This window comes from Neobacillus sp. DZ-9 (genome assembly GCF_059587065.1).
In genome coordinates, this window is record NZ_JCAIOL010000006.1 from 225,389 (window position 1) to 250,994 (window position 25,606).

Here is a 25,606-nt window from a genome sequence, read left to right on the forward strand (position 1 = left end):
GAGCCTTTTTTGTTTCAATACGGCCATGGGAACGGTTCTTCTGGTCTGCACCAAACATATTTTGAGCCATGAGAACCGTCCCTGTGGAATCTTTTACATCCCAACCTCCTCAGCAACAAACAACTCAAACGGAGTAGCGGTCTTTGATTGTCTGGATAATTTTTCAACGATGAGACGGTAACCTGTGCCGTATTCGTCTTGTCGGTTTAGGAGTTGTTGTTTGAGCATGTTGGCGTAAGGGATTTCTCCCATTTGGGTCATCATGTGTACTTCGACCCATGAGGCAAATCCTTCAAGTTCTTCAACCGTCAGCCTTTCCACATCTAAATTCTCATACTGCCAAATATGGGTTAGTTCATGGGCTAATGTAGAAAGCGTATAGATTTTTGGCGACCCGTTTTCTATGATAACTTTAAGTTTCCCATAAATATCCATGCTAGCTTTTCCAGTTAAACGAGGATGTCCCGCTTCTGGAATAAATGGTAATCCGCTTATTTTGTGAAGTTCTGCTGTACTTAATACGGATAGCTCTATATCAGCTGGTAAGGGTACTAGATATACTTCATTGAAAAATTGACGAACCTGGTTATAAAGAGGCTCAACTTGTAATACATGGTCGATAGCCGTCTCATTACACGAAAAGCATCTTTGCCTGCCATCATCGAGTTGATGTACTTGAGTGGAAGAAAATACATTTCCACAGAACACGCATTGCGTAACACTGCCACTCATTTCCTTGCTGTCACCGTCTTGTAAACGTCCGTGATATTCTGTTCGTACTTCCCGTAGTTTTTTCCTTGTTAACAGCTCATCGATCATTAAATAGGTTTCACGTAAGGCCAGTTCTGTTGGATACCTGTCATAACCAAAATGAAGGTAATCACTAGTACCGTTACTTTCGTTTGATAACCAATACAAATAGTCATTCAGAATATCAAAGATATGTTCCCAATTATCGCGAATCGCTTCTAAAATTCCAAGGTGGACAGGCGAATCCTCTATCATGTATAAGATAATTTGCCCTTCGTCTTCCGTCTCACCATCCATCCGTAATGAATGTGTAATCAGTTGTAACTTTTTAGATATGGTGTCTGTCTCATCAAAAAATGAACCATCTAATCGGGTACAGACCTTCACAAAATGATGTGTTTCCGGAAATAAGGACAAAAACAACTCATTTAACAATAATGCGAGCGTAAATTTAATTTGAGCCGGGTTTTGTATGGTTCCCTTTTTTGCACGAATCGCCATTCTTAGTACATGGCCGTTCTCATACTTCCTTATTACCTCCTCATCTTGATGGAAGGAATGAACCTTCATCGATTTTAGATTCAACATTTGACTTAATTCCACATAGCCGCATGTGTGAACTCTGACATCCGCCTGCAACTCTCGAATGCTGACCTCTACTCGGTCAAATGAAATGGTTTTATTTTCATAGGAGCCTGCATCTGTCAACTTACGTATTTGATATTCCATTCTAGGCCGGTAATATTTCTGTTCAAAAAGAGGTTCAAAGCTGACTTCCACGACTCCATGCTCCAGATCGACCTTTTGGATTTTGTAAAGTTCGCCATTAAAGGAATGAAATTGACCCGGCAGGTATTGTTGATAGATATGCCCTTCAAAAATCTCTGAAATGCACTTGTTGTTATGCCTTATCTCAATAAAACGGAACCCTCTTGGTATAATCTTTTCCTTAGCTGTAGATAGAATCCGAAATTGGCTCTGCCTTACAAAATCCCTTTTGGTGCGGTCGAATTTTACTAACTCTCTAGATTCGATATTCAATCGGTAGGCCAATTTAGGACCAAAAGCGATCGAGAACAACTCGTGAACACCTTCCACCACCGAGCGGTAGGAATGTATCTTCGCTTTACTTAAGTAGTTCTCTATTTCTTCCTCGTTCAGGTAAAAATGACATAATCGCTCTAATAGGTAATAGGCAAGGCTCCAAACCGATTGAGATAAGCGTGGAGCCAATGGTGCAATGGTCCGATTGGTGCTCATATAAAACTCCAGCTGGTTTGCTAAATAATCCCGAATTAAATAGGGCGGGGATACGATATGCACAAAGGAAGCCATTTTACCGGCACCCTTCCACATATTCAAACGATCCACTAAATTGTAGTGATGATCTCGAATGAGTAAAAAGGAAAAATCATCACTAGGAATGGAAAGATTGCGATCATGGATTCTCATCCTTTTTAAAAAATGGTCCAATGTCTCTAGATCAAATCCAAGCTCAAATAACGCTGACTTCGCATCCATGATTTCCTGTATGCTCTCTTTCACTGTGGTCTTCCGCTGATGAATGAAGTGAACAGGTTCAATATTTGCCTTTATTGCTGGCAAGGATAATACCACTTCCGCTTCTAACTGTCGGTGCGACATCTTCGGAAGGATGGTTTGCTGAAATAAATGTTCTCCTTCTTTTTTCCAAACCATATAAAGTAAATTTGGACTAATGCTCGAGGAGGCGACGAAATCTCTTGGCTCGCATTGCAAGACTGTACGGATGGAAGGCTCTAATCCTTCATACCACTCTGTTAGGATGATATACTGCGGTTTTTTGCCAATTAGCTCCCTTACATTGGAGTTAAACGCATGCAGAATGGTGGAATAGGTTGGAATCAGTTTTTCCGCCTGTAATAGCATTATGCCTTCCAATCTCTTTGTTTTTTCTAACTGGCTTAAGTATTGCAAGAATCGGTTTTCCTGCAAAATATCAGGCGAAACCACTAAAACATCGGAATTGATGTTTTGCTCGAGGGCATCTAAAAAAGTGCTTACCTTCCATACTTGATCGATCCCGGCCACTTCGCTAATTCCATTCGTTAGCCATTCCACAGCTTCCTCAGCAGCATGATGGCTATGGGCAATGATCAAGATCTTCTTATTTTTCGTCAACAAATGGTACAAAGCCGGAAAAAAATAGGAAGAGAAATCCTCGTAGATGACATCCTCAATCAACACATCATGTTCTTGAATGATTTCTAACATTATCCTCGTATAACTCTCATCGATGATCAGATTTCTTTTCTTTATTCCCTCACAAATGGTATTCATAATCAATTGATGCTCTGGATCTGACGAGAGATTCTCATAGGAAAAATGATTGGTTCGATGAGAAAAGAGCTTATTTTCTTTAATGATTCCATCGGCCAGTAAGCGGTCTTCCCATAATTCCTTGTATTGGTTAAATACCTCTTCATAGGTGGCAAGCCTTGTTGAGATGGCATCGTTCCCCTCAATGAAGCCTTCACTATAAGCAGCCTTTCGCCCATTTAAGAACCAGGCAATCTCCATCAACAGAACAATGGAGATAATCGGATATTTAGGCAAATACTGAATCAACGATAAATGATATACACTGGCAATCATAATGAGCACCAGTAAAACAAGTGGAAAAATACTAGCATATTTAAAAAACCATGAAAGGTACGTCCATTCCTTTTTCAAAAGGATCTGTCCTCGGCTTTTGATATAAACCAGCGAAACGGTTCCCGGCACAAATAACTTCGTTTTTGTTCTATTTACGAGATCTTCCGGATAGAAGATGGCTTTGGCTTTTTTCGGAAGTGTGTCGATCCAGCTTAGCCAACGGTACTTCATCGACTTTTGGTCCGGTTGTTGTACAGACAGCTTCCCCATCATTCTCCAGCACCATTTTACAATCAGAAATGCTAGCAGAAACGATAGATTGATTAGCAGCTGAATATATGGTATTAAATTAGACATCTGTTCATTCAGGAATTTTTCGTAAAAACGAGTGAGACTATCATCGAATAGTAGTAAAGGTATGGAAGTGAATAGGGCTGCGGCCGGGAGTAAAAGTTGTTTATAACGATGTTCCTGAGAATCATTTGCCGTATAAAGGAGGATGAAACTGATCACAAAGACGACTAAACTTCCTAACAATAATGCAAGTAGGTTCATAGTTTATACACCTTATCCTCTTGGATCCGAATTTGATCAATTTCATTGAAATAGGTTGATTGATATTGTTCAATGGCACTGCCAAGATATACTTCGATCCCATTTCCCCCAGCCTCATGCAAGCCTGCCTGCTGAAAGGGTGAATAAATAGGATTTTCGTTTACACTCTTTTCCATTTTAATCACCGGAACACTACGATCTTTATTAGCCGTGTCCTGTTCGATATTCATTTGGAGAATATGAAGCAGCCGGTTTGCCATATGAGCAAATTCTTCTAATTTAATAAGGTGATAGCGATGCAGCAGATTCTGTTCCTTCTTCTCTTCTGCAATGCTGGATACTTTTTCGTGATATTTTCGTAACGAAAAAAGTTTGAATAACTGATTTAGGTAATGATTGTATTGATGCTGGGAATTCACTTGCATTTGATAGATTTTTTCGATTTGCTCATAGGTTTGTTCTTGAAATTTCCAAATCGGTCGATGGATAGTTTGTTTTGTAAAAAAGTACCCCATGCAGGTAACAGCAAGGATGACAACAAAGACAATAGCAAAATTGAATGTCCATCCTCTCTGAGATGTGGTGGCTGTCCACATAGACAGGAAAGGAAGGATTAAGATTAAAAAAATGAGTGCTCCCATCGTCTGGTACTGGCGCTGGCTAGGAATCAATTCTAGGAGAAAATGCATCTTCTTTTTCGCTCCGGGCACATAATTTTTCCAGTTAGAAAGAGCTTCTGACGAAGAAGGCGCTGTGTCGATTACCTGTTGGTGCACAAGACTCATCTTTTCAACCAATTCCTGTTTATAATCATTGATCTCAATCCATTCTTCCTCTTCCAAAAATACATTTTTCCTTTTTACTACATTTAATTTTTTGAGGGCTTCTCTTGATTTTTGAAGAAGCTCCCTTTCGCGATCCATGATGAAGGTTTCTGCATTATAAAGCTGATCTTCCCATAGGTCAAAAAAATGATAAGTAATCTTTGAATGTTTCGAGACTGGTGGATTGAAATCCCTTTTCTTTTCAATCGCTGCTGCCGTATATGGGGCAAATTCATCATCCCGAAATCGATTGGTATGAAACTGGTTTTGGAGTAATAGTTGATCCTTTATTTGCTTTTTCACTTTTACCAGATTGATATAATAATTTTTTAGTAATTTCTCTAAACGCTCTTCTTCTAACGTCACCTGGATCACATTCGTACTTCCCTTGTCCATCCTTTCAATAAGGGAGGGATGGTGGCATATCGTCAGAAGGAAATAGGCGAGTTCCAAATATCCTTTCATTCTTTCCCGTTGAGAGCTTTGATCGATTTCTTGACGAATTAAACGAATATCACCGATTTCACTTTGGATTCCCACATGAAATTTCAAGCTGCTTGAAAGCTCTTTTGCTGGCGAAAAGTTCGTTAACGATTGTGTCAAAGGGGGCGTCTTCATTTGCGCCATCTTATTCTTAAAATCCTCCAACACAATCTCGAGCTGCCGAGAGGTCATCCAATAATCATGAGCTTTAACCTCTCCTAGATTCACTAAAAGCTCCTTTTTTCGATTGATCAGTTGTTTAAGACAGCTAATCACCCGGTTACATTTATCTTTTAGAGCTAACATGAATTCATGATCTGGTTGGTCTAAAACAATATCTTGAAGCTGGATGGTGTCTCCCCACTCTTCATCCAGCTTGTTTATTTCCTGTTTTGTAAAGGCATTGCCCATTCCAAAAGCTAGTTGGTCTGTTTCGAGATAGCCAAAATGATCCAGCTCCCAACACCTTTTTAACGCTTCCTCTTTTGGAGCGTAATGAGAATTTCTTTTGATCATATCAACTAAATGTAAAAGGGTTTGAAGCGGATTAAAACCTTTGTCCCTTAAAGGAGAAAGTAGTTCTTTCCGTATTTCTGATAGCTGTGTCGTTAAACGTAAATGTCGATTTCGTTCATCATTTAGGTTCAGGAGAATAATCAACTGCCAATCCTTTATTCGAAAACGGTCTAAATGCTCAATCATTCTATCCACTAATGAGGAATAGAGAGGTTGAGAGGAGGAGTCCTCCTCCCAGTAAAAGATTACTTCGTTATGATTCTGCAGCTTATAAAAAAATGGCTCGACGAGATGCCAATCTTCATACTTTTTGCCAAAATGTATCACAATGGAGTGCATCAAGAATCAGTCCTTTATCACAAGCTTATACAAATACTTGTTCTTGATTTAATGAACTCATTTTATGATTAATATCATTCATCCACTTGTTGAACTCTTCTGTATCTTGGGCCGTTTTATATCTGACAAGTGATTCAGCCCAGAGTCGTTTAATCAACTTCGCAGCTTCCCTTTTGGCTGAGTCCGGTTTCATCACCTTCATAAAGTATTCTACGATTTCATTTAACAAACATTGTCGTAACCGATCAGCCCTTACTGTTAAGGAAGGATCGGAGATAAATTCCAGATCATAAGCCAACACCAAGTCTAGAATATTCCTGATTCCTTCTTTTTTTACTTTTGAGATTTCTAAAGCTCCCAGCATAAAATCGTGTTCTTCTATATTACGATTATTTTTTATTTGATTTTCCTGTGTTTCTTGGTATCTTTCTAAAATTTCATCATAGATGACAGGATTATGAGGTAAGGCTTCATGAAGCAAAAACGTATCCTCTTCCACCTTTTCTCCGAATTTCAGTAATAATTTTGTGCCTTGATTTCCACTATATTGATAGACTCTTTTCCCATCTGAGTTGACTAGCTGGAGCCACCCATAGATAACCCCAAGGATTAAAGCTCGGTCTGTACGATTGGTTTCAAGCTCAGCCCGTTCTGGATTTAAGTCGGGCATATATGCAGGAAGATGCCAATTTCGATCCAGGTGAGGCGTAATCGTGCGATTTTCATCCTCATTAAGCTTGTTGACTAAACGATGATAGGCCTCATAATAAACCCCTGGCGGCTTACCATTTTTTCCAGAAGAAAATTTGCTAAAGTCACTGACCGATAATCCATAATGGGCACGATAACAAACGATTTCATTCCGGTTAAACGCATTTTCAACAATTTGCTTATCATTAAATAACTCGTTCTTTTCCATCTCACTGAGTAGATTAAAGCTTTCAGAATGGAGTCCCCAGAACTTCAAGCTTCGATAATGACTCGTGATGGGAACGAAAGGTTGAGCAAGCTCCTCAATTGCCTTAATCTTGCGATAAAGGTAATCGGCCGCATCCTTTCCTAATCGGCCTGCTTCTATTTTCAATGCTTGAATAATGGTTAAATCCAATTGATCCTGATGCTTATTCGCCAATTCCTGCCGGCAAAAAGCCACTACATTTTCTTTAAAAAACTCTTCCACCTTTGTTTCCTTATAAAATTCCTCTGCCCCGCGATTATGTTTTCGCTCGATAAAGCGGTTATAAAGACTTAAATAAATTTTTTGAGAAATACTCTCCGGTAAAAACCCATTATCCACCGATTGGCGAATCCGCTCCCAGGTTTGTTCCAGCATTTCCTTATCTGCCAGAACAAACGTTTTCGTCGGGTCACTGACACCCTCAAACTTCCTGGCCAATTGATGAATCTCACCTGTGAGCGTTTCTTTTGTCTCCATTAAATTGTCAAAGAATCTTTGCCAATCCCCAATCATTTCCTTTATTGATTGATTGAGAGCTGAAAAGACTTGTTCTAACAGCATCGAATATTTATAACGGTTCAGCGTATTAAACTGATGCGTGGCCTTTTCCGTATATTCATTTATAAAATCTTTAAAGTTATTTCTAAACATACTGGAAAGGAAACCCTGCTTTAAGGCTTTATCGACGCGGCGTACTGCATCGTCTATGTCACCATCATTGCGGTCTAAATCATAGATGTCTTGATATCGATTCATCTGTTCCTTCAATAGACGATTCTCTTCTCTTAAACTGGAAATTTTCTTGATTAGTTTATTATGAATGCTATAAAGGATATACCGTACCCCTACCGGATGGATGGGCGATTCCTCTTTCAGTAACCACGTGTTTAAATGAAATCTACTTCCGTCCCCGCCATTAGGCGAATGATAATCAGAATCGATCACCTGGTAGGCAATAAAATGACTATTTTCACTGATTTTCTTGTTGATCTCTTTGGCATAGTCTTCCAAGGCTGCTTCCATCCTATTTATTTCTTGTTTTGCTTGATCTTTTATTTTTAGTTTTCCTGCATCAAGCTTACAATGCTCTTCATAATCCTCTTTTAACTCTTCATCCTCTCTAATTACCCTTTTTGCATATTCCTCTACCTCATGTAGAAATAAATCCGCCTTCGATGAGCCTTTTTTTCCTTTATCCTCGATTTGGTGAACCTGCATATCAAGCTGACGGAAAAATGGATTGGGTTTTTCTTGGTTATTCACCGTCTGATCAAAGTATTTCACATAAAGCTCTCTGATCATTGGTTTTTCATGATGGATTCCATTTCTTTCGTCGTCTTCATGCCGCTTTTTTTCTTCATAAAATAGCTGATCTAATCGAAGCCAAGTTTCATTTAGTCCATTCACAGACCATTTTAATGCACAATAATCCAAAATATCTTCATACGGATAGGTTAAGGAAGCGACACCAGACCCACAGTATCTTGCCTGCCCATTTGATTCTACTAAGCTTCTTATTTGATTATCTTCCTGAGAAAAGCTTTTTGCAGAAATCGGGCTAAAGAGCTGCAGGTATACTGTACGTGCCACTTGTTCCATATACTCGGAAACATTTGTCAAATGCTGCCCTTTCGTATTTTCGTAATCAAAAAGAAAGCAAAAATCAAATGGAAGATGTTTATCGGTAATCGCATGTGCCGTCCTGCCCTCTAAATCAATCTGATTGGGGCGATACTCAAGTTCGATCGTCACGTTTTGCTTATGATTGCCGGATGCACTTAATGTAATGGCGTTCAGTTCTTTTAAGCTAGCGTATCCATTCCCTTGGACGGCTTCCCATTCATTTTGATCCAGCGTATTACTTCTTACTAAAATATCAGGAAGTAAAAATGCGCCGCGGATTAATACACTTTCCGAGCCTAACTTCCGCTCCAGCATTTCCCGTAAATAGAGAGCAATTTGCAGAAAAATCCCGGAGCCGGTTCCTCCTACTAAGGAACTAATAATAATCACACGGACATTATACGATCTTGAATCGCTGTCAACTGGAAATATTCGTTCAATGCCGTCCCACAAAGCATTCAGCTTCCCTTCAGACATCGCTGAGCGAAAGGCGAGTCTTGAAACTGCCCGAACCTGGCCAGCTCCATCTGTCATCGTTTTCCGTTTTATTTGAGGATTATTCGGAAACCATTTTATGACATCTTTATTCGCTTGCAGATATTCATTAACAGAATGGTTCGTGCTTGTTTGTGTCGCACAGTTTCTTAAATGATCCAATTGAGCGATACTGCTTGCATCCGTATCAAAAGCATGGATGGCCACTCTGCCTCGCTGTTCAGGGGGAATACGACCATATACCATATTGGCAATATTACTGCCTATACCGCCTAAACCGATTAAAATTGTTGGAACGTTAAAGCTCATGCTGGCTGCCCCCTCTTAGGAATTTATTAATGTGATTTAAAAGTGTATTCTAAATAGTTGTTACTTCTTTCAATTTGGATTTGATCGTTATGATAAATCGCTATGTCTGCCTTCTTACTTCTATCCGAAAGCTTTTCATGTCTCACAATCAAGTCAGCGTATTGGCTTTCTTTCACCAGCAACACCCGGTCTTTCTTTCGATACGCTTTAAATACTAAATCGCCAATCCTCTTTTTTTCAGCAAAATAGGGCACAAGCCATCTTTGAACCAAGCTGGTATGGAAGTTCTCTGTCAATACACGTGCATCTCGCAGTTTTTCTCTTTTCCGGCTCTGCTTGTATTCTATGGAAATGCGATTTTTGTCAAACCTTGGTTTGATGATGATTCCAATCAAATACACAATAATGGCCAGCAAGATTAAAGCCCAAACGATATCCTTGCCATATTTCTTAAAAATGGAGATATCTTCAATCGTCAGTGTAAAAGTACCTTCGGCGACTTCATTAGGGTATTGGCCTTGAAGCGAAATATGCAGGGGAACTTCCCCCACTGATGTCCGAAAAATAGGAGATAAACTTTTCGGATAAATGTAAATTTGATTCCCTTTTTGTTTCTTTTCAATTTTTATGTTGCCAGGTGATTCAATTTTAAGTTGATTCATGATCTTCTTAAGCTCTTCGGAAGTCATTTCTTCCCCGTTAACCATTGGCGTGATCACAAGGGGCTCTGCCTGATTCAGTTTGTCTAACGGTGCACTCCAAGTATCGGTATTGGCGACTAAACTCAATTTCCGAGTAGGAAGTGCCTGCAGGCTCGTATCTTTTTCTTTTTGATAGAATCCTTTAATATTGACCTTTACGTTTACAGGAATTTTTTCATTGTTGGGTATTGTAAACTCCCCTATGAATTTATTAAGTTTTCGATCATATTTAAGCGGAAGATTGTTTTGACCTATTTTCGCTTCCACTTCAAACAAACTTCCCACATCAATATTGCGGATATCAATTTCTTCATCGGAGCTGTCACTTTTCAACAAAGTCGTTTCTACCCTTATTTTACTGCCTTTAAAGAACACGGAAGGATCCTTCGTCAGACTCCCATTGCTGTTGATTTTCTGAAAACCAATTTTAAAATCAATCGCCGGTTCCGCTACTACCTCAATATTCTTCTGTTGTTCTTCGGTTAGTTTCTTATCAAAGACAATTTTGTAGGTGCCTTTTTCGATAACGCCTTTACCATTCACGTTGTTAAAGTGCGTGAAGGTTCCGCGAATGGGAGGATGTAATTGTGCAGGGTCATCGGGGGTTTTCACTTTAAATGGCCCCTCCATCCCCTTTTCAATTCGTTGGTTGTTCATATAAAATTCTTTCATTTGAAAGGACGCATTCTCTTCGGGTGATTGTTCAAGGAGAGTAATTCTCCTTAAAGGGAAAGGTGATTTCAAGACTAATTGATTCCCCTCCCAAACAGGATTTAAATCAAACTGCTCCTGTTCGTTTGGATCACGATTCGTCATGAGAGCTGCAACCTCATTAATCCGTTGAATAATATCCAGTTGCCCTTTGCTTTCTAAGACAATTCCGCCTGAACTTTCTTTCCATTGCCGTTTAAAATCAGCCATGATCGATAATTCTTCAGGGTTCAAATAGGTCTCAATGGGTATCAGGGTGGTGTGGATACTGGTTCCATTTTTCTCCACCTTCGCCTTCAAATCTTGTAAACTAGAGAAAAGTGCCTTCTTATTCGCATCAATTTGGCTGGTCGAATTAGATTTGTCAAGATGGTTCAGTTCATTAAAAATTCCGTCCGTTAATACGATTAACCAAAACTCTGAGTTTCTATTATTCTCTGCCGCTTTATTCAATTCATTTATGGCTGTATGTAAAGAAGCCAATGGAGTGTTTTTTTTCCCTTTCCATGTTCGAATTTGATCAATCTCGTGCTGCCGGAGTCTTTCATCTAATTCGATTGGGTTCGCTACAGTTGGTGAACTCATATATACCACCTTTAGCTGATCCTGCTTCTCTAATAGAGCCGTGAAACTTTGAAGAGCGTAATTCGCGTATTTCCAATTATCTATGGGCAGTTTTCCACTTGATCCGGATTGTTCCCACATACTACCCGAATCATCATATACAAGCGCAACAATTTTATTTTTCGGAATTCGCGGATCCGTTTTTGCTTCAGCCTTTGCCGTAAAGAAAGAAAAGGGATAAATTAACAGGATTAACGTCACAACTAGCTGTTTATACTTACCTATCATTAATTGAACTCCCTTCAAGTAAACAACACAGACGGTAAATTTACAGTTTTTGATAGTTCATTTTATTTTATACAGGAAGTCCATCAGTTATGACCTGCTAATTAAAAAGCCATGAAAGCATCCTTTAAGCAACGAGAATCGTCCCTATGGTTTTTTATTGTTCTGCAAAACAGGAGGATTCCTTCCATAATCACCTTCACCTCAAAAAAAAAAACAAAGCCCCAGCATGCAGGCTTTGTTGGTTTAAAATTTATAATATTAATTTATTCCTTCGATAATTTTCTACTAACTCAATAAATAAGTTCATAGATTTTGTATGGAATTCAGCAGATTCCGTTATAATGGAAAAATTTCTTTTTATCGGGGTCCCTTTAACATGTAATACTTGAATGGTACCAAGCAGTCTTTCTTTTTTAACAGTAAGTTCTGATAAGTAACTAATGCCAAGCCCTGCTTCAACTGCCTCTTTAATTAGTTGCGTGCTGCCGAATTCCATTAATTTTGATGGCCGTATTTGTAGAGTTTGAAATAATTTTTCTGTTGCATCTCTTGTTCCAGAACCCTCTTCTCGGACAATCCAATTCTCTTGTTCTAACTGACTACGTGACACTTCCTCCTGGGTGAAAAATGTATGATTCCCCCCAGCTACTATATACATAAGGTCTTTTGACACAGTTTTAAAATATAACTTTCGATTTAATATTTCTCCCTCTACAATCCCAACATCAATCTCATGACTAACGATTGCTTTAGCAATATCTCTTGTGTTCCCTATTTGAACGGAAGGAATGATATTAGGATAAAGGTTTTTCATTTTAGCAAGGATATGTGGTAATACGTATTCTCCAAAAGTATAGCTTGCACCGATTTTTAACAGTCCTGTTGGCTCGTTATTTAATTCATTTACTAAAATAGACATTCGGTTATATAAACCCGTTATTTCTTTAGCATGTTGATAAACTATTTCACCTGCTTTTGTCAGCTGGACACTTTTGTTTGTCCGCAGAAGCAGCTTTGCGCCAATATATTTTTCTAATAGTTGAATTTGCTGGCTAACTGCAGGCTGAGTCATGTGAAGCTCTTCCGCAGCCCTGGAAAAGTTTCTTTTATCGGCTACAGATATAAAAACGGACAGTAGTTGATCCAATAAGCTCACCTTCTTTTATCGTATTTACTTATTATAACTATAATAAACATTTATTTTCCTTATTGTAAATCATTCATTACGATATATTTAAATAATGCTAATGAGGAGATGAAAGACGTTGGAACAAAAAGCATTAATCATTTCTAGCCCAATTGAGCAAAAAAAAGCTGTAAATAAGCTAAATGTTTCTATGGTTTATGGGATTGGTTTTACATTGATCATTGCGGTGTGTGGCTTTATTTTGGCAGCGTTACCAGGATTAAATCGTATTGGTCCACTAGCGTGTGCTATTTTACTTGCCGTAGTGTATAGACAGGTTTTTGGGTACCCTGAAAAATTACGTACTGGAATTCAATTTTCTTCAAAAAAACTTTTAAGATTTGCTATCATCCTTTATGGCTTAAAACTTAACATGATCGTAATTTTTCATCAAGGTTGGCCTCTATTGTTAAGAGGAGCCGTCACCATTATTTTTTCAATCGCTGTTCTTATGATCATTGCTAAATGGATAAAGGCAGACTTGAATCTTTCCTTATTATTAAGTGTGGGTACTGGCATTTGTGGTGCCGCTGCCATTGCGGCCGTATCACCAATTATTAAGGCAAAAGATGAAGATACGGCAATGGGAGTCGGCATCATCGCATTGGTAGGCACAGTGTTTTCAATCATTTACACGTTAATTTTTCCCATTTTACACATTAGTCCTACTGATTACGGAAATTGGGTAGGAATCAGCCTTCACGAGATTGGGCATGTTGCTTTAGCAGCTGCTCCAGCAGGACAGGATGCTCTTGCTAACGCATTACTTGCAAAGCTTACACGTGTATTTCTATTAATTCCAGTATGTTTTATCCTTATGTTTTGGATGAAAAAGAAAGGAAAATTAGAGGGAGAGGCAAAATTCGAGTTTCCTTGGTTTTTAATTGGTTTTATCATAATGAGTTTTGTAGGGAGCTATATCATTGGACATGGAATTATATTATCGAAAGAAATTATGTCAGATATTGCAACTGTCACATCATTTATTTTAACAATGTCTATGACTGGTTTAGGATTAAATATTAGCTTAAATGAATTACGCACTAAAGCAGTACGTCCGCTTATCGCCATAACGATTACATCCATTCTTTTAACGTTACTAACCTTCTATAGTCTTTAATTAAAAAATCTATAACAACACTTTTATACAATACAACATAAAAAACAGCCTCAGGTCTTTATTTACAAGAGCTCTGGCTGTTTTGTTTTCTGGATACGATTATGATCAGGGTCATTCAAAAATAAAATACTGTTTTCGTTTTGCAAAGTATATCTCATGTAAACCGTACTTACTTGCTCATATCAAACTTATTCCCCATTTTAAAACTCCTGGCTAACTATCCGAAATAATAAAAATCGATTTCCTTGTTTGAAAATCGACTTTAAAAAATGGTTGTACTACTTCTTTAATACCGCAACCTTTTTATTGTTTTGTGGCTATCAACATAATCTCAACCTTTATTACTCGGTTATTTTTTGATTACCCTTCAAATTATCTAATTTTTTCATTAATCCAGCAAAACCTCTAATAGTAAATAAAGTAAAACTTACACTTCCAAAAGTATGGAATGGTGTCCAATTTTTCCATTTAAATAATCTGGAATTCCTTTCAAAATACCATTGACCGATCGTCATGGGGACACTAAAAATCAAACTTTTCAAAAGGATATTTCTTAAATTATCGTTATATGAAAGTTTAACCCAGATAACACTTAAAATCGGGTAAAACAACATATCATATACAATATTAGTTTTGAAAATTTTAGGAAAAGGGCGAACTGGATAGGCAACTTTTTTGGTAGCAACAACATAGGCATCAATCAAAGTTGCTAAAACTCCTTTTGAGAAAAAAATAACCAGATTTTCTCTCATTTTTGATCCTCTAAATAAGAATGGAAGACATGCAGCACTCAATGCAAGAACCAAATTTAATAACTTTTTCTCCATACATTAACACACCTTTAAATATGTAATTGTAATACTATTATAATGACCTAATACTTATCGTTAATTCCATTCTGTTTTTGTTTATTTTTAATAAATTGAAACTAATTTATCCTTACACTCTTGGCTCATTTGATAGCTAGAACTTTTAAAACCAAAATAAGCAGTCAGGATTCTCCTGACTGCTAAAATTCGTTCAAAGAACTTTTTTTCTTCTTAGTGAATAGTCTTATATTGAAATAGTTGAAAGCTGTAAGGTTATATCTATTTGGATGCTTAGCAGCAACCTTCAATAGTGCAAGATTGACCATCCATAATGATAGAATTCTTAAATACCTCTTCCTCAATAATTTGTTCCAGAGTTTCCTTTGATTTTAGTCCAGTAATCACTTTATCTCCTATTATCAAAGTAGGCACTGATTGAATATGAAATTGCTTAGCTTCCACTAAATACTTTTGTTGAATTTCTTTATATTTTCGAGTTAATAATGATGTTTTGAAATCCACTTCGTTCAGCCCGATTTGACCAGCTAAACTAGTTAAGATATTTACATCACCAATATCTTTTTCCTCTTGAAAATAAGCTTTGAACACGATTTGATTATATTCGTTCCCCTTCCCGCATTCATTTGCAAAATGATATCCTTCATGAGCAAAAAATGTATGCGGTTGTGGTGAAATCCCAGGTAAAACGATTGGAATCTCTAACTTTTCAGCAAGTGGATACACAGATAAATTCCAGACTTTTTGCATATAATCATCTTCAGGTTTTAATGTTGGGATAGGAAAAGGCCGCAATTCAAACGGCATCCATTGAATCTCAACATCTTTTCCTTTAACTGCTTCTTCTAATACCTTTTTTGACAAGAAACAAAATGGACAAGTGTAGTCCCCAAATATTTTTATTGACACTGTCATTGTATAGCCCCCTCGAGATATATTTTTTAACCTAATCTTGAATTTTGACCTAACCTTTTACCCAAGGACTCTAAATGTTTCCCCAAAATGAGTTGAGAATTTTCCCATTTTTTTAAAGCCAAAGTTAGGTCATCTTCACTTGCCAAAGCGTCAGCCAAATGCATAGAATTGATTGCCGCTTTGGATGCACTTGCCGCTGTATGAGGTCGAGGAACAAAGGCGGAATCTCCAAGTAAAATGACTCTGTCAAAAACCATTTGTGAAACAGATAAATCGGTTATCGGTTGAACAAATGGTTCTATGGTAAGGTCCACCAGCCCTTTAAATTGACTCGGCAGTTTTGCTTTTTCTACTGATTTAAGGTTATCAACATATTCTTTATGAACTCTCCCAGGAGGTACAAAAAACTCCCTTCGCTTGCCAGTATTATCTGTTAATAAGCTTTTTAATTCTTCCTGCTTTACATTCACATACCAGACCCAATTTAATCGCCTGCTCTTAATATCTTGTGCTCCTGGAATCATATAACTGAGAATTTGAGTCCTCATTCCTTGGTAAAACGTAAATCTGTTCTCAAAGAACTTAAGCAAACCTCGAGGCACTTCACTTTCATCTATAAGGCCACGCCAAGCAACATAACCTGCATAAACAGGATTTTCTGCAGGCAATAACTGATGACGAATAGTAGAGCCAATACCATCTGCAGCTATAAATAGATCTGCTGTTAATTGCTCCCCGTTATTAAACTTCACCAGAACCTGATTTTTATCTTGTTTAAAACTTACAACTTCCTGCCCGGTATGATAAAACTCATCCGGAAACACTTCTCTTAATTTCCGATAAAGCATTTCCCAAGAAGTCATAGGCTGGGGCATTTCCATTCGCGTTGCGCTGCCATCATACTTAACAAACTGCCTTTCCTTCAAAGGGATACTAATTTCTGAAGGTGTGCTCACTTTATAGGTTCTCAGAAATTCCTCTACGTCGGTTTGCAGAACAATACCGGCTCCACGACTTTCCAAATTGCCCGAAGATCGTTCATGAATGGACACTTCGTGACCGTGAGCTCTCAACGCAACTCCTGTAAAAAGCCCTCCTAAGGATCCCCCTGCGATTACAATTCGAAGCGGTTTTATTCCCATGATTCTTCCTCCTGGTTCGCTCTTTTTAATAATTCTGTGATAGCTTCAGTGCTTTGAGCACCTGAAAATGCATAACCTCCATTGATATAGACCGAAGGTACAGCGCTTATTTCCGCATTACGCGCAATCTCCTCTTCTTTCTTTACTTCTTCGATTCCTTCGTTATTTGAAAAAAATTCATCTATTCGTTTTCGTTCTATTCCTGCTTCAATAGCAATTTGAACTAATGAATCACGTTCTCCAACATCATTTCCATGAACAAAATAAGAAGAGAATAAACCTTCAACGACTTCCTTTTGTACCCCTTCTGATCTACCCAACCAAATCAATCTATGGGCTTCAAAAGTGTTAGGTGTACGTTTTATTTTCTCAAAATTAAACGATATGCCTTCCCTTTTTCCTGCTTCCCATACTTGACGGTCCAACAGCATTGACTTTTCCCAACTGCCAAACTTTGCTGAACGATATTCTTTACGGTCCAATCCATTCTTAGGCATCGTAGGATTTAATTGAAATGGCATATACTTAATATCAATTTCATATCCATCACCCAATTTTTCAATTGCCTTTTCCATTTTACGTTTTAAGATAAAGCACCATGGACAAATAACATCAGAAAAAACATCCACCTTGATTACCACAACATCTCATCCCCTAAAATTTTCTATTTTTAAAAACTTGAACTAACTCCATAATTTTCTATAAAAACACATGTAAATAATGCAGCTTAATAATGATTTCCGTACCCCAAATTAGAACGGTTACCTAATTGTTTCCCCATTTTGGAGAGGTATTGCCCTAATCGTAACTGATCTGTTTCCCACTCTTTAAGTTTCATTCGCAAATTATCAATCGGTTGATTCACGATATCAAAAGCAGCTGCAAGTTTCATAGCATTATAGGCTGCTTTTGAAACCCCCGATGCTGTATGCGGTCTAGGAACAAAGGTAGAATCACCCAATAAAATAACCTTGTTAAATACCATTTTCGAAACATCTAAATCATATATTGGCTGAACAAATGGAGTCTTTGTTATATTAACTAAGTTAGCAAAAGGAGTCGGTAATTTTTTTTCAGCTTTTTGTTTTTGACTATATATAACCGACTCAAGAAATTGATTTGGCGGCATCACAAACTCATACTTTCGTCCATCATTAGCGGTCATTAACTGGTTTAATTGATCATTATTTAAAATAGTTTCATACCAGACCCAGTTAAGTCTTATTGGATCATATGAAGACTTATTCGGGATAAAATAACTGAGTATTTGAGTATTTATACCTTGATATAAGGTGAATTTGTCAAAGAAAAACTTTAGAATATCTTTTGGGATTTCTTCTATGTTAACCGTTCCTCTCCAAGCGACATACCCAGCATATGAGGGGGAAACAGCTGGTAATACCTTATTCCGAATAACTGAACCGATTCCATCTGCACCTATGATATAATCAGCGATAACTTTTGTACCATCTTGAAAATTAATAGATACACCATCAGGACTTTGCGAGAAATCTACAACCCTTTTATCCGAATGATAATGTTCAGAAGGGAAAGCATCTATTAAAATACCATACAGACGGTTCCATGATGTCATCAATTGTGGCATCGGTATCTCATCAATATCCCCATCTCTTCTAATAAATTTCCGATAAGAGAGTGGTACAGTCGTTTCTTTAAGAGTTGCCAAATTATGTTTAATCAAAAATTCTTCTATTTCCGGTTGAATGACTAATCCGGCTCCCCTATCTTCCATCATTCCAGCAGAACGTTCGTAAATATCAACTTGATGCCCTTTCTCTCTTAAGGCGATACCTGTAAATAAGCCTCCAAGCGAACCTCCAATAATCGCTATTTTTAAAGAATTCATAAAAACCATTCCTTTCTTAAAATATAAGCATAAAACAATACTTTCCATTAGTTGATGTCTTGCATTTCGAGTGAAATTTAAAAATTCCAATTACGGACAAATGGACGAGTTGTAAAATATGGCACAAATACCAAATGATTGACCCCTAAATTTGTATAGAAGTTAAAGTAGATGATAAGACCTAACCGAAAATCTAATAGAATTTTCGTAAGGAATTAATCGCAATTTCTAAATATATCGATATATTAGGTTTGCGTAATTGTTTAAATTCACCTGGCTTCTTCATGTTTGCCAATGCGCGGTAGTTTTTAATTAATAATGCCTTACCTTGTTTGGACTCCTAAAAAATTAATGTACAGACAATTGTCTGTAGAGATTGCCCATTTCAATAGCCCCCACAGCTGCTTCGAAGCCCTTGTTTCCAGCTTTTGTGCCTGCACGTTCAATTGCTTGTTCAATTGAATCTGTAGTCAGAACGCCAAAAATTATTGGAATTCCTGTTTCTCTTCCGATATTCGCAACCCCTTTTGCTACTTCTCCGCTTACAAATTCAAAATGCGGAGTTGCACCCCTGATTACCGTTCCTAGTGTAATAATCGCATCAAAGCCGCCTTTGTGGGCAAGCTTTTGAGCAGCCAACGGGATTTCAAAAGCACCTGGAACCCAAATGATTGTAACATCGTCCTCCGCTACTCCATGGCGTTTTAAAGCATCTTCTGCACCACTAAGCAATTTACTTGTAATGAACTCATTAAAACGGCCAACTACAATGCCAATCTTAAGCCCGGTACCTACCACATTTCCTTCAATTATTCTTTTCATTATTTTCCACTCCCTAATTAAAATGATAATAAATGTCTCAGATTTTCTTTTTTTGTTGTTCTATAAAAATCCGGTCTCTCTTAAAAAGTCACTTGTAATACTTTTCGGTCGCTCACTTCTCTGGTTGTCATTTGATAGAAATGAATGGATGTACTTTCCAATCATATCGAACTCTATATTGACAATATCCCCTGCTTTTTTTATGCCTAGCACTGAATCTTTTGCGGTATACGGAATGATAGAAACTGTGACAATATTATCCTTTGTCCCAAAAATCGTCAAAGACGTTCCATCTAAGGAAATCGATCCTTTGTTTATAGTAAGGCGCGAATATTCTTCAGGAATAGATATATCTATATAAATCGCATTCTCTTGAGGTTCCATTTTAAGAATCTTTCCTACAGCATCGATATGACCTGTAACAAAATGCCCTCCAAAGCGCCCATTAGAGCTCATTGCTCTCTCTAAATTTACTAACCCACCTTGTTTTAATGTTGATAATGAGGTGCTTTTAAATGTTTCAGGCATAACATCTGCCAGAAAAACACGATTATTTAATTCCGTTACGGTTAAACAAACTCCGTTTACAGAGATACTGTCACCAAGATGTAAACCCTGGAGGATTTTTCTTGCCTGAAGTGTATTACCTTGTATATTAATTTTTTGAACAGTCCCTAATTCTTCTACGATTCCGGTAAACATCTATTATTCTCCTCCTTTCAAGCGCCTTTATCGTAATCTCTCATTTATTTTCTTAATCTCTTTTTTTGTTAAGCTCAAGCAGAATAAAAGACACGCTTAATTAAAAGGATTGTGTGTCGGAAAATGAGGTAAGATCTCCTCACCGATTTCCTGGATTATCTCTTCAATTGGCCTCTTGGCAAAATACGGTACAAATGCCAAATGATTAACCCCGATTGCCTGGAATTTGTATAATAGTTCAAGTAGATGATTTCGCCCTAAACGGAAACCTAATGGAATTTTCGTCGGTAATTCATCGGGATTTTCAGATAAATCGATATATAAGGTTTGTGTAAATGGTTTAAATTCACCTGGCTTCTTCATTTCTGCCAGTGCACGGTAGTCTCTAATTAATAATGCTTGCTCTGCGATATCCCTCGGATATTGAATCCAGCCATCACCGTTCACTGCAATCCATTCCAACGTTTGCTGGCTAAATCCGGTCACCATCGTTGGAATTGATGTTACAGGTCTTGGTATCAACTTCATATCGTCTCCATCTACAACACCAAGATTAGAATGGATAGTTGGATTTTCCTCCTTAAGTAACTGCACAAGGAATTGGTAGTTCTCTTTAAATAGCTCTCTTCTGTTTTCTCTCTGAACACCTAAAGCTTTGAAATCTTTTTCTCGATCTCCTGTAGCCACTCCCATGATCAACCGATCGGGAAAGAGCCTGTCAATTGACGTGGCTTCCTTTGCAACTCGAACTGGATGACGGAGTGGAAGAACCACACTTGAGGTTCCTAACACAATATGTTTTGTTTTGGCGGCAAGATATGCTAAGTAAATCCAAAGATCATAGACTTGTCCATGATCGTTAGATTTAAGGCTTTGGATTGTTACATCCCTTAGCCAAATGGCTGAAAATCCATACTCTTCTAATTTTCTCGCTAGTTCAACTGTGTTTTCCATCCTTGGAAGCTCTTTTGTCATCGGTTCAAAAGTTGGTAAAAACCCAAGTGTCATTTTATCTTTTTTATACACCCTATTAAATGCCTCATGCTTTTCAGACTCATATTATCCCCCTTTGGCTTTAGAGGTTTTTACCAATAAAGCGCTCCAATTCTTTAATGATGTCTTCATTTCTACGGTAGTATGTCCATTGTCCAATTCTTTTCATTTCTAGAAGACCGCTGTTCTGCAATAATGATAGATATTGAGAAGTTGTAGATTGACCCAAGCCTATCTTGTCTTTAATATCGCCGACACAAATCCCTCCTAAGAAATTGTCTCCCTTATGGATATGGACTTGAGGAGGGAAATTTTTTTCCGGCTCTTTTAGCATTTGTAAAATTTTCAACCTAGTTGCATTTGATAATGCTTTAAACATATCTACAAATTTTTCATTATTTTCTACCTGTCGTTCTTCAATCATTTTCTTGTCCCCTTTCATTAGGTAAGAGACTCTCCTTTGTTCAAAAAGCAGCCAATAAGAAAGATCATTATTCACTAACCACTTCTTTTAGCAATTTGAAGGAGCGTTTTCGTTTTTCAAAATCGTAAATAGGTGTAATAGCCATTAGTTCATCAATCGGGAACTTATTCGTTAATTCCTTTATTTTTTGTAATACAGTTGCTTTTGAACCAATAATATATGTTTCTTTGACGGTTTCTATTTCTCGTTTATCAGTTGGATTTAATTCATGTGACAATGCTCTTTCTGGATCTACCAGACGTGTAAGCAGCCCGCGATGTAAGTAGTAATTAAACCGCAATGCGCTTTCAGCAATTTTTTCTGCTTCTTCATCGGTGTCTGCAACGATAATCTTCATGGTTACCAGCACTTGTGGTTTAGTTAAATGTACAGAAGGCTTGAAATTATTAACCTATAACGTTAACGCCTGTTCCATTCCACCCGGCTGATAGTTAATGAACTGAGCAAAGGCGTAAGGTAATCCTTTTTCAGCTGCTAAAAGGGCTGATGAATTACTTGTACCAAGAATCCATAAATCCGGTTTTTTCTCTATTACTGGTGTTGTTTCTAAACTTCTTAAAGGATGGTTATCCGGCAGCCTGTCCTGTAGATATTCTAACAGTTGATCAATTTGTTCAGGAAAAATATCAACATTTCTAACTCTTTCACCTTGAAGGGCTATTGTAGACAAATGATGACCTCCAGGAGCACGACCTACACCCATATCTACACGTCCCGGAGCGAGCGCACTCATAACCTTAAAACTCTCCGCTACTTTGTATGCACTATAGTGCGGTAACATAACTCCACCAGTACCTACCTTAATATTATCTGTTTTAGCTAACAAATGGCTAGCAAGAATTTCAGGAGAAGATCCAGCTAAAGCATCCGTACTATGTTGTTCTGATAACCAGTAACGATGGTAGCCTAATTTATCAACATATTTTGCCAACTCCACTGATTGTACAAAACCTTCTTCTGCTGATAAGCCTTCTAATAAATGAGTTTGATCTAATACACTAATTTTCATTAATTTTCTCCTCCCTAGATTTTTTTATTACGGATAATAAAAATATATCGATATATCTAAATATCCCGATATTAAAGCTAATCTTATCTTCTAATAAAAAAACGGAGCTATAAGTATATCGCTATATTCCGATATCCCGATATTATAACTTTATTTTTATATTGTCAACCACGATGTTTTTACTTATCTTTCAGTTTGAAAACTGAGCCAATTTTATAAAATATTTTAGCTGTTTACCAAATCCACAAAAAGAAGCTGCCCTTCAATTCGAGCAGCTCATTAAATAGTGAATGTAAATACAAAAATTTCAATGTTACCAAAATGTGACCAAAGTTAAGTGTTTCAGTTGTTTGCGAACAATTCCACACAATTCTAACTTCATTAAAAATCCTCTAAAACCCTTATAAATCAAGGTTGGCGGGAATGCGTGGGAATCGGATATACACCACTTTTGGTATTAATCTCCTCGGCTTAGCATCCCAACTAAATACAATTTGCCTCTATTACCTGTCCAGACACCGCCATAAGTTCATTTATGTTAACCCAACCACCAATATTTTGTTTTTGGTCCACACCTTCAATTGAAAATGAAAGGCTTATACTGTTAGGAAGTGTTAGAGTTGATCTTTTACCAATACAATTTTGAGCTTTTTGCAAAGAATCCACCTTTACACCTTCACACGAAATCGTATACCTTTGCAGCGGCATATAAATCAATACTCCCTTTAATGGATCATAGGTCTTTATAAAACCTTCAACGGTTGTTCCATCTCGGAAAGTTAATCTGATCCATCGCTTTTGCTGATAACAAGCAAGAATTTTTTGGAAGAGTCCTTGTCTGTAGTCATAGTAATATGGATAGAAAGGCTGGTAAGGATAATTTGGATACAATGCAGCCTCCCCCTTTCTTTTATCACTAAATCTTTTCATGTATATGAGGAAAATAAGGGTTGGTGCTTGCCATCACCCAGTGCATAAGAAAAGCGAACAGTACTGGACTGTTGACTGGTTGTATATAAAATAACCGTCCCTAAGGCTTTCTTTATTAAACTTTATTTTCAAATCTAGTACAGGAGTTGTACCAGATTTTTGCTAGATTAATATAAATAGTATTGTAAAGTATTAATAAACTAAAAGGCGGCGATGTTTTTGGAACCTAAATGGCTGGATTGGGCAAAGCAGCTTCAGTCTATTGCTCAGGTGGGATTAACATATTCAAAAGATGTTTATGACTTAGAGAGATTTGAGTTAATAAGAAATATTAGCGTGGATATCTTAGCCCATTGCACAAATATGGAAAGGCAAGTAATCAAAGATTTATTTGCTAGTGATAAAGGTTATGCAACACCTAAGGTCGATATTAGGGCTGTAGTCTTTAAGGATGATAAAATACTGATGGTTCAGGAAAATTCCGATGGAAACTGGGCATTACCCGGCGGCTGGGCTGATATTGGACTTACCCTAAGTGAAGTTGCTGTAAAGGAAGTAAAAGAAGAATCGGGATTCGACGTAAAAGCAATCAAATTATTAGCTGTAACCGATTATAAATGCCATCCGCACCCTCCTTCAGCTTTTCATATTTATAAAATATTTATCCTTTGTGAAATAGTAGGAGGAAAGCCCTCCAAAGGCGTTGAAACAAGTGAAGTAAAGTTCTTTGCTGAAAACGAACTCCCTTCTCTCTCAACAGCCCGGAATACAAAATCACAAATTGAAATGGCTTTTCAATACTTAAAAAATCCACTAGAAACCGTTTATTTTGATTAAAATCATTTTGCTTCAGTTACGGTCCTCTTAAACCGTTTTTTTACACAAATCTTATAATGATCCCCGCTTTATCATCTTGACGTAGATGATTCTTTTTTTCAAATTGTTCTAATTCTAGGGAATAAACGTCAATACCAGACCTATGAATCTTTTTAAAAGTTTCTTCGATTGAAAAATTGGGGTGAAAAAGCCCATCTGTTATCATTAATAATGTCTTCATTTCACGGATATTTACTTGACCATGCTGAATGAAATCTATCACTTCTTCTTTTCCATTCGCTACAGTGTAACCATATTGCTTATTCGCCAATGATCGATTAAAGAAAAGCTGTTTAGTAATATCTTGAAAATAGTCCTCACCTGGTATGTTAATTCCTTGTTTTCTTTGTTCCTCACGCCATACTTTTGCTCTTTTACTTATATTCTTTACGCTATCCCTTGTTAAGGCTTTTATCAAACCGTTTTGATACTCAGCAATAATCATGCAATCACCCAGCTGTGCATAAGAAATCCAGCCGTCTTTTTCAATTTTTATCACTGCCGCACATGTTGACCAAAGATTTTCATATTTTGCCTGATCCACCTTGTATGTTTTCATGTGTTCTCTCAGCATTCTATTCGCTATTACGATTCCTTCAACTAATGAAAGGTTACTTCGGTAGAGTCTTAAGAAATAATCTTTAAATATATTAGCTGCTAAATATGCACCGTTCTTTCCGTTTTCATCCGTAAATGGTATTAGTGGTGTAGTCCCATCAAAAACACCATAAACATTTAAGCCTCCATTTAATAAGACTGAATCTTCACTTACACCTTTATGTGGGGCAGCCCTTAAAAATGACTCAACCTTCATTGGTTGTTCACCTCTTTTTTATAATTTCATTCAGAAAATGGGAAATTTCTTAATACACATCATATGATGTTATTCTGGCGCATACAACTTTCATTCTGGGCAAACATTGTAGTAATTACATATACACCTAAGAAGTTCCATACTTTCCTTATGTTCAACCTCTCCCCAA

General features: G+C 37.3%; 20 protein-coding genes. 2 read left to right on the forward strand and 18 right to left on the reverse strand.

Translation table 11 applies throughout. The features are described 5' to 3' along the window. Window positions 1-93: 93 nt before the first annotated feature. The 5 genes from AC59HZ_RS18620 to AC59HZ_RS18640 all read right to left on the reverse strand — a co-directional run bounded on the left by AC59HZ_RS18620 (window position 94) and on the right by AC59HZ_RS18640 (window position 12,897). On the reverse strand, window positions 94-3,939 hold the full coding sequence (locus tag AC59HZ_RS18620; RefSeq protein WP_496547288.1) for a hypothetical protein: 3,846 nt from the start codon (window positions 3,937-3,939) through the stop codon (window positions 94-96). Next, entirely contained in the window at window positions 3,936-5,957 is a 2,022-nt protein-coding gene (locus AC59HZ_RS18625; protein ID WP_496547289.1) for a hypothetical protein, read from the reverse strand. Before AC59HZ_RS18625 ends, AC59HZ_RS18620 begins: the two co-directional genes overlap by 4 nt. 169 nt (window positions 5,958-6,126) lie before the next feature. Continuing rightward, window positions 6,127-9,486: a tubulin-like doman-containing protein gene (locus AC59HZ_RS18630; RefSeq protein ID WP_496547290.1), complete on the reverse strand. Its 3,360-nt coding sequence runs from the start codon at window positions 9,484-9,486 to the stop codon at window positions 6,127-6,129. Between the two features lie 26 nt (window positions 9,487-9,512). Then, window positions 9,513-11,750 carry a vWA domain-containing protein gene (locus tag AC59HZ_RS18635; protein ID WP_496547291.1) on the reverse strand — a complete coding sequence of 746 codons (2,238 nt, stop codon included), beginning with the start codon at window positions 11,748-11,750 and terminating at the stop codon, window positions 9,513-9,515. Between the two features lie 250 nt (window positions 11,751-12,000). Beyond that, window positions 12,001-12,897, reverse strand: coding sequence for a LysR family transcriptional regulator (locus tag AC59HZ_RS18640; RefSeq protein ID WP_496547292.1), 897 nt, complete (start codon window positions 12,895-12,897; stop codon window positions 12,001-12,003). 190 nt (window positions 12,898-13,087) lie between these two features. Here AC59HZ_RS18640 and AC59HZ_RS18645 point away from each other — a divergent pair, with 190 nt between their 5' ends. Continuing rightward, window positions 13,088-14,056, forward strand: coding sequence for a YeiH family protein (locus AC59HZ_RS18645; protein ID WP_496547440.1), 969 nt, complete (start codon window positions 13,088-13,090; stop codon window positions 14,054-14,056). Window positions 14,057-14,397: 341 nt separating this feature from the next. On the opposite strand, the gene AC59HZ_RS18650 is transcribed toward AC59HZ_RS18645, so the two are convergent. The 12 genes from AC59HZ_RS18650 to AC59HZ_RS18705 form a co-directional block, all read right to left on the reverse strand. Next, window positions 14,398-14,883 carry a CBO0543 family protein gene (locus AC59HZ_RS18650; protein ID WP_496547293.1) on the reverse strand — a complete coding sequence of 162 codons (486 nt, stop codon included), beginning with the start codon at window positions 14,881-14,883 and terminating at the stop codon, window positions 14,398-14,400. Window positions 14,884-15,156: 273 nt separating this feature from the next. Further along, window positions 15,157-15,798: a DsbA family oxidoreductase gene (locus AC59HZ_RS18655; RefSeq protein WP_496547294.1), complete on the reverse strand. Its 642-nt coding sequence runs from the start codon at window positions 15,796-15,798 to the stop codon at window positions 15,157-15,159. Between the two features lie 26 nt (window positions 15,799-15,824). Further along, the gene (locus AC59HZ_RS18660) at window positions 15,825-16,940 is read right to left on the reverse strand and encodes an FAD binding domain-containing protein (RefSeq protein ID WP_496547295.1); all 1,116 of its coding nucleotides are present in this window, start codon (window positions 16,938-16,940) and stop codon (window positions 15,825-15,827) included. Then, a complete protein-coding gene (locus AC59HZ_RS18665) occupies window positions 16,931-17,581 on the reverse strand; it encodes a DsbA family oxidoreductase (protein ID WP_496547296.1) in 651 nt (216 codons plus the stop codon). The genes AC59HZ_RS18660 and AC59HZ_RS18665 overlap by 10 nt, the downstream gene beginning before the upstream one ends. 86 nt (window positions 17,582-17,667) lie before the next feature. Continuing rightward, window positions 17,668-18,855, reverse strand: coding sequence for an FAD binding domain-containing protein (locus tag AC59HZ_RS18670; protein WP_496547297.1), 1,188 nt, complete (start codon window positions 18,853-18,855; stop codon window positions 17,668-17,670). A gap of 300 nt (window positions 18,856-19,155) precedes the next feature. Continuing rightward, a complete protein-coding gene (gene ribH, locus AC59HZ_RS18675; RefSeq protein ID WP_496547298.1) occupies window positions 19,156-19,629 on the reverse strand; it encodes a 6,7-dimethyl-8-ribityllumazine synthase in 474 nt (157 codons plus the stop codon). A gap of 60 nt (window positions 19,630-19,689) precedes the next feature. Further along, complete coding sequence (ribE, locus tag AC59HZ_RS18680; RefSeq protein WP_496547299.1) at window positions 19,690-20,331, reverse strand: riboflavin synthase; 642 nt, start codon at window positions 20,329-20,331, stop codon at window positions 19,690-19,692. 96 nt (window positions 20,332-20,427) lie between these two features. Beyond that, window positions 20,428-21,357: a TIGR03571 family LLM class oxidoreductase gene (locus AC59HZ_RS18685; RefSeq protein ID WP_496547300.1), complete on the reverse strand. Its 930-nt coding sequence runs from the start codon at window positions 21,355-21,357 to the stop codon at window positions 20,428-20,430. Between the two features lie 49 nt (window positions 21,358-21,406). Then, window positions 21,407-21,748, reverse strand: coding sequence for an ArsR/SmtB family transcription factor (locus AC59HZ_RS18690; RefSeq protein WP_496547301.1), 342 nt, complete (start codon window positions 21,746-21,748; stop codon window positions 21,407-21,409). A gap of 67 nt (window positions 21,749-21,815) precedes the next feature. Beyond that, window positions 21,816-22,145, reverse strand: coding sequence for a hypothetical protein (locus AC59HZ_RS18695; protein ID WP_496547302.1), 330 nt, complete (start codon window positions 22,143-22,145; stop codon window positions 21,816-21,818). A 54-nt stretch (window positions 22,146-22,199) separates the two neighbouring features. After that, window positions 22,200-22,817, reverse strand: a complete 618-nt coding sequence (locus tag AC59HZ_RS18700) for an MsnO8 family LLM class oxidoreductase (protein ID WP_496547303.1) — start codon at window positions 22,815-22,817, stop codon at window positions 22,200-22,202. Window positions 22,818-23,300: 483 nt separating this feature from the next. Then, window positions 23,301-23,708 (reverse strand): hypothetical protein, encoded by a 408-nt coding sequence (locus tag AC59HZ_RS18705; protein WP_496547304.1) that lies wholly within the window; start codon window positions 23,706-23,708, stop codon window positions 23,301-23,303. Between the two features lie 258 nt (window positions 23,709-23,966). On the opposite strand from AC59HZ_RS18705, the gene AC59HZ_RS18710 reads away from it, so the two are divergent. Next, window positions 23,967-24,584 carry an NUDIX hydrolase gene (locus AC59HZ_RS18710; RefSeq protein WP_496547305.1) on the forward strand — a complete coding sequence of 206 codons (618 nt, stop codon included), beginning with the start codon at window positions 23,967-23,969 and terminating at the stop codon, window positions 24,582-24,584. Window positions 24,585-24,624: 40 nt separating this feature from the next. Here AC59HZ_RS18710 and AC59HZ_RS18715 read toward each other — a convergent pair whose 3' ends face one another. Then, the gene (locus AC59HZ_RS18715) at window positions 24,625-25,437 is read right to left on the reverse strand and encodes a protein phosphatase 2C domain-containing protein (protein ID WP_496547306.1); all 813 of its coding nucleotides are present in this window, start codon (window positions 25,435-25,437) and stop codon (window positions 24,625-24,627) included. Window positions 25,438-25,606 lie beyond the last annotated feature (169 nt).

Bases quoted from the DNA above. Each gene is read 5' to 3' on its own strand.
- AC59HZ_RS18620 (WP_496547288.1), bottom strand. From the start codon at position 3,939: ATGAACCTACTTGCATTATTGTTAGGAAGTTTAGTCGTCTTTGTGATC.
- AC59HZ_RS18630 (WP_496547290.1), bottom strand. From the start codon at position 9,486: ATGAGCTTTAACGTTCCAACAATTTTAATCGGTTTAGGCGGTATAGGC.
- AC59HZ_RS18635 (WP_496547291.1), bottom strand. From the start codon at position 11,750: ATGATAGGTAAGTATAAACAGCTAGTTGTGACGTTAATCCTGTTAATT.
- AC59HZ_RS18645 (WP_496547440.1), top strand. From the start codon at position 13,088: ATGGTTTATGGGATTGGTTTTACATTGATCATTGCGGTGTGTGGCTTT.
- AC59HZ_RS18650 (WP_496547293.1), bottom strand. From the start codon at position 14,883: ATGGAGAAAAAGTTATTAAATTTGGTTCTTGCATTGAGTGCTGCATGT.
- AC59HZ_RS18655 (WP_496547294.1), bottom strand. From the start codon at position 15,798: ATGACAGTGTCAATAAAAATATTTGGGGACTACACTTGTCCATTTTGT.
- AC59HZ_RS18660 (WP_496547295.1), bottom strand. From the start codon at position 16,940: ATGGGAATAAAACCGCTTCGAATTGTAATCGCAGGGGGATCCTTAGGA.
- AC59HZ_RS18670 (WP_496547297.1), bottom strand. From the start codon at position 18,855: ATGGAAAGTATTGTTTTATGCTTATATTTTAAGAAAGGAATGGTTTTT.
- ribH (WP_496547298.1), bottom strand. From the start codon at position 19,629: ATGAAAAGAATAATTGAAGGAAATGTGGTAGGTACCGGGCTTAAGATT.
- ribE (WP_496547299.1), bottom strand. From the start codon at position 20,331: ATGTTTACCGGAATCGTAGAAGAATTAGGGACTGTTCAAAAAATTAAT.
- AC59HZ_RS18690 (WP_496547301.1), bottom strand. From the start codon at position 21,748: ATGATTGAAGAACGACAGGTAGAAAATAATGAAAAATTTGTAGATATG.
- AC59HZ_RS18695 (WP_496547302.1), bottom strand. From the start codon at position 22,145: ATGAAGATTATCGTTGCAGACACCGATGAAGAAGCAGAAAAAATTGCT.
- AC59HZ_RS18700 (WP_496547303.1), bottom strand. From the start codon at position 22,817: ATGAAAATTAGTGTATTAGATCAAACTCATTTATTAGAAGGCTTATCA.
- AC59HZ_RS18715 (WP_496547306.1), bottom strand. From the start codon at position 25,437: ATGAAGGTTGAGTCATTTTTAAGGGCTGCCCCACATAAAGGTGTAAGT.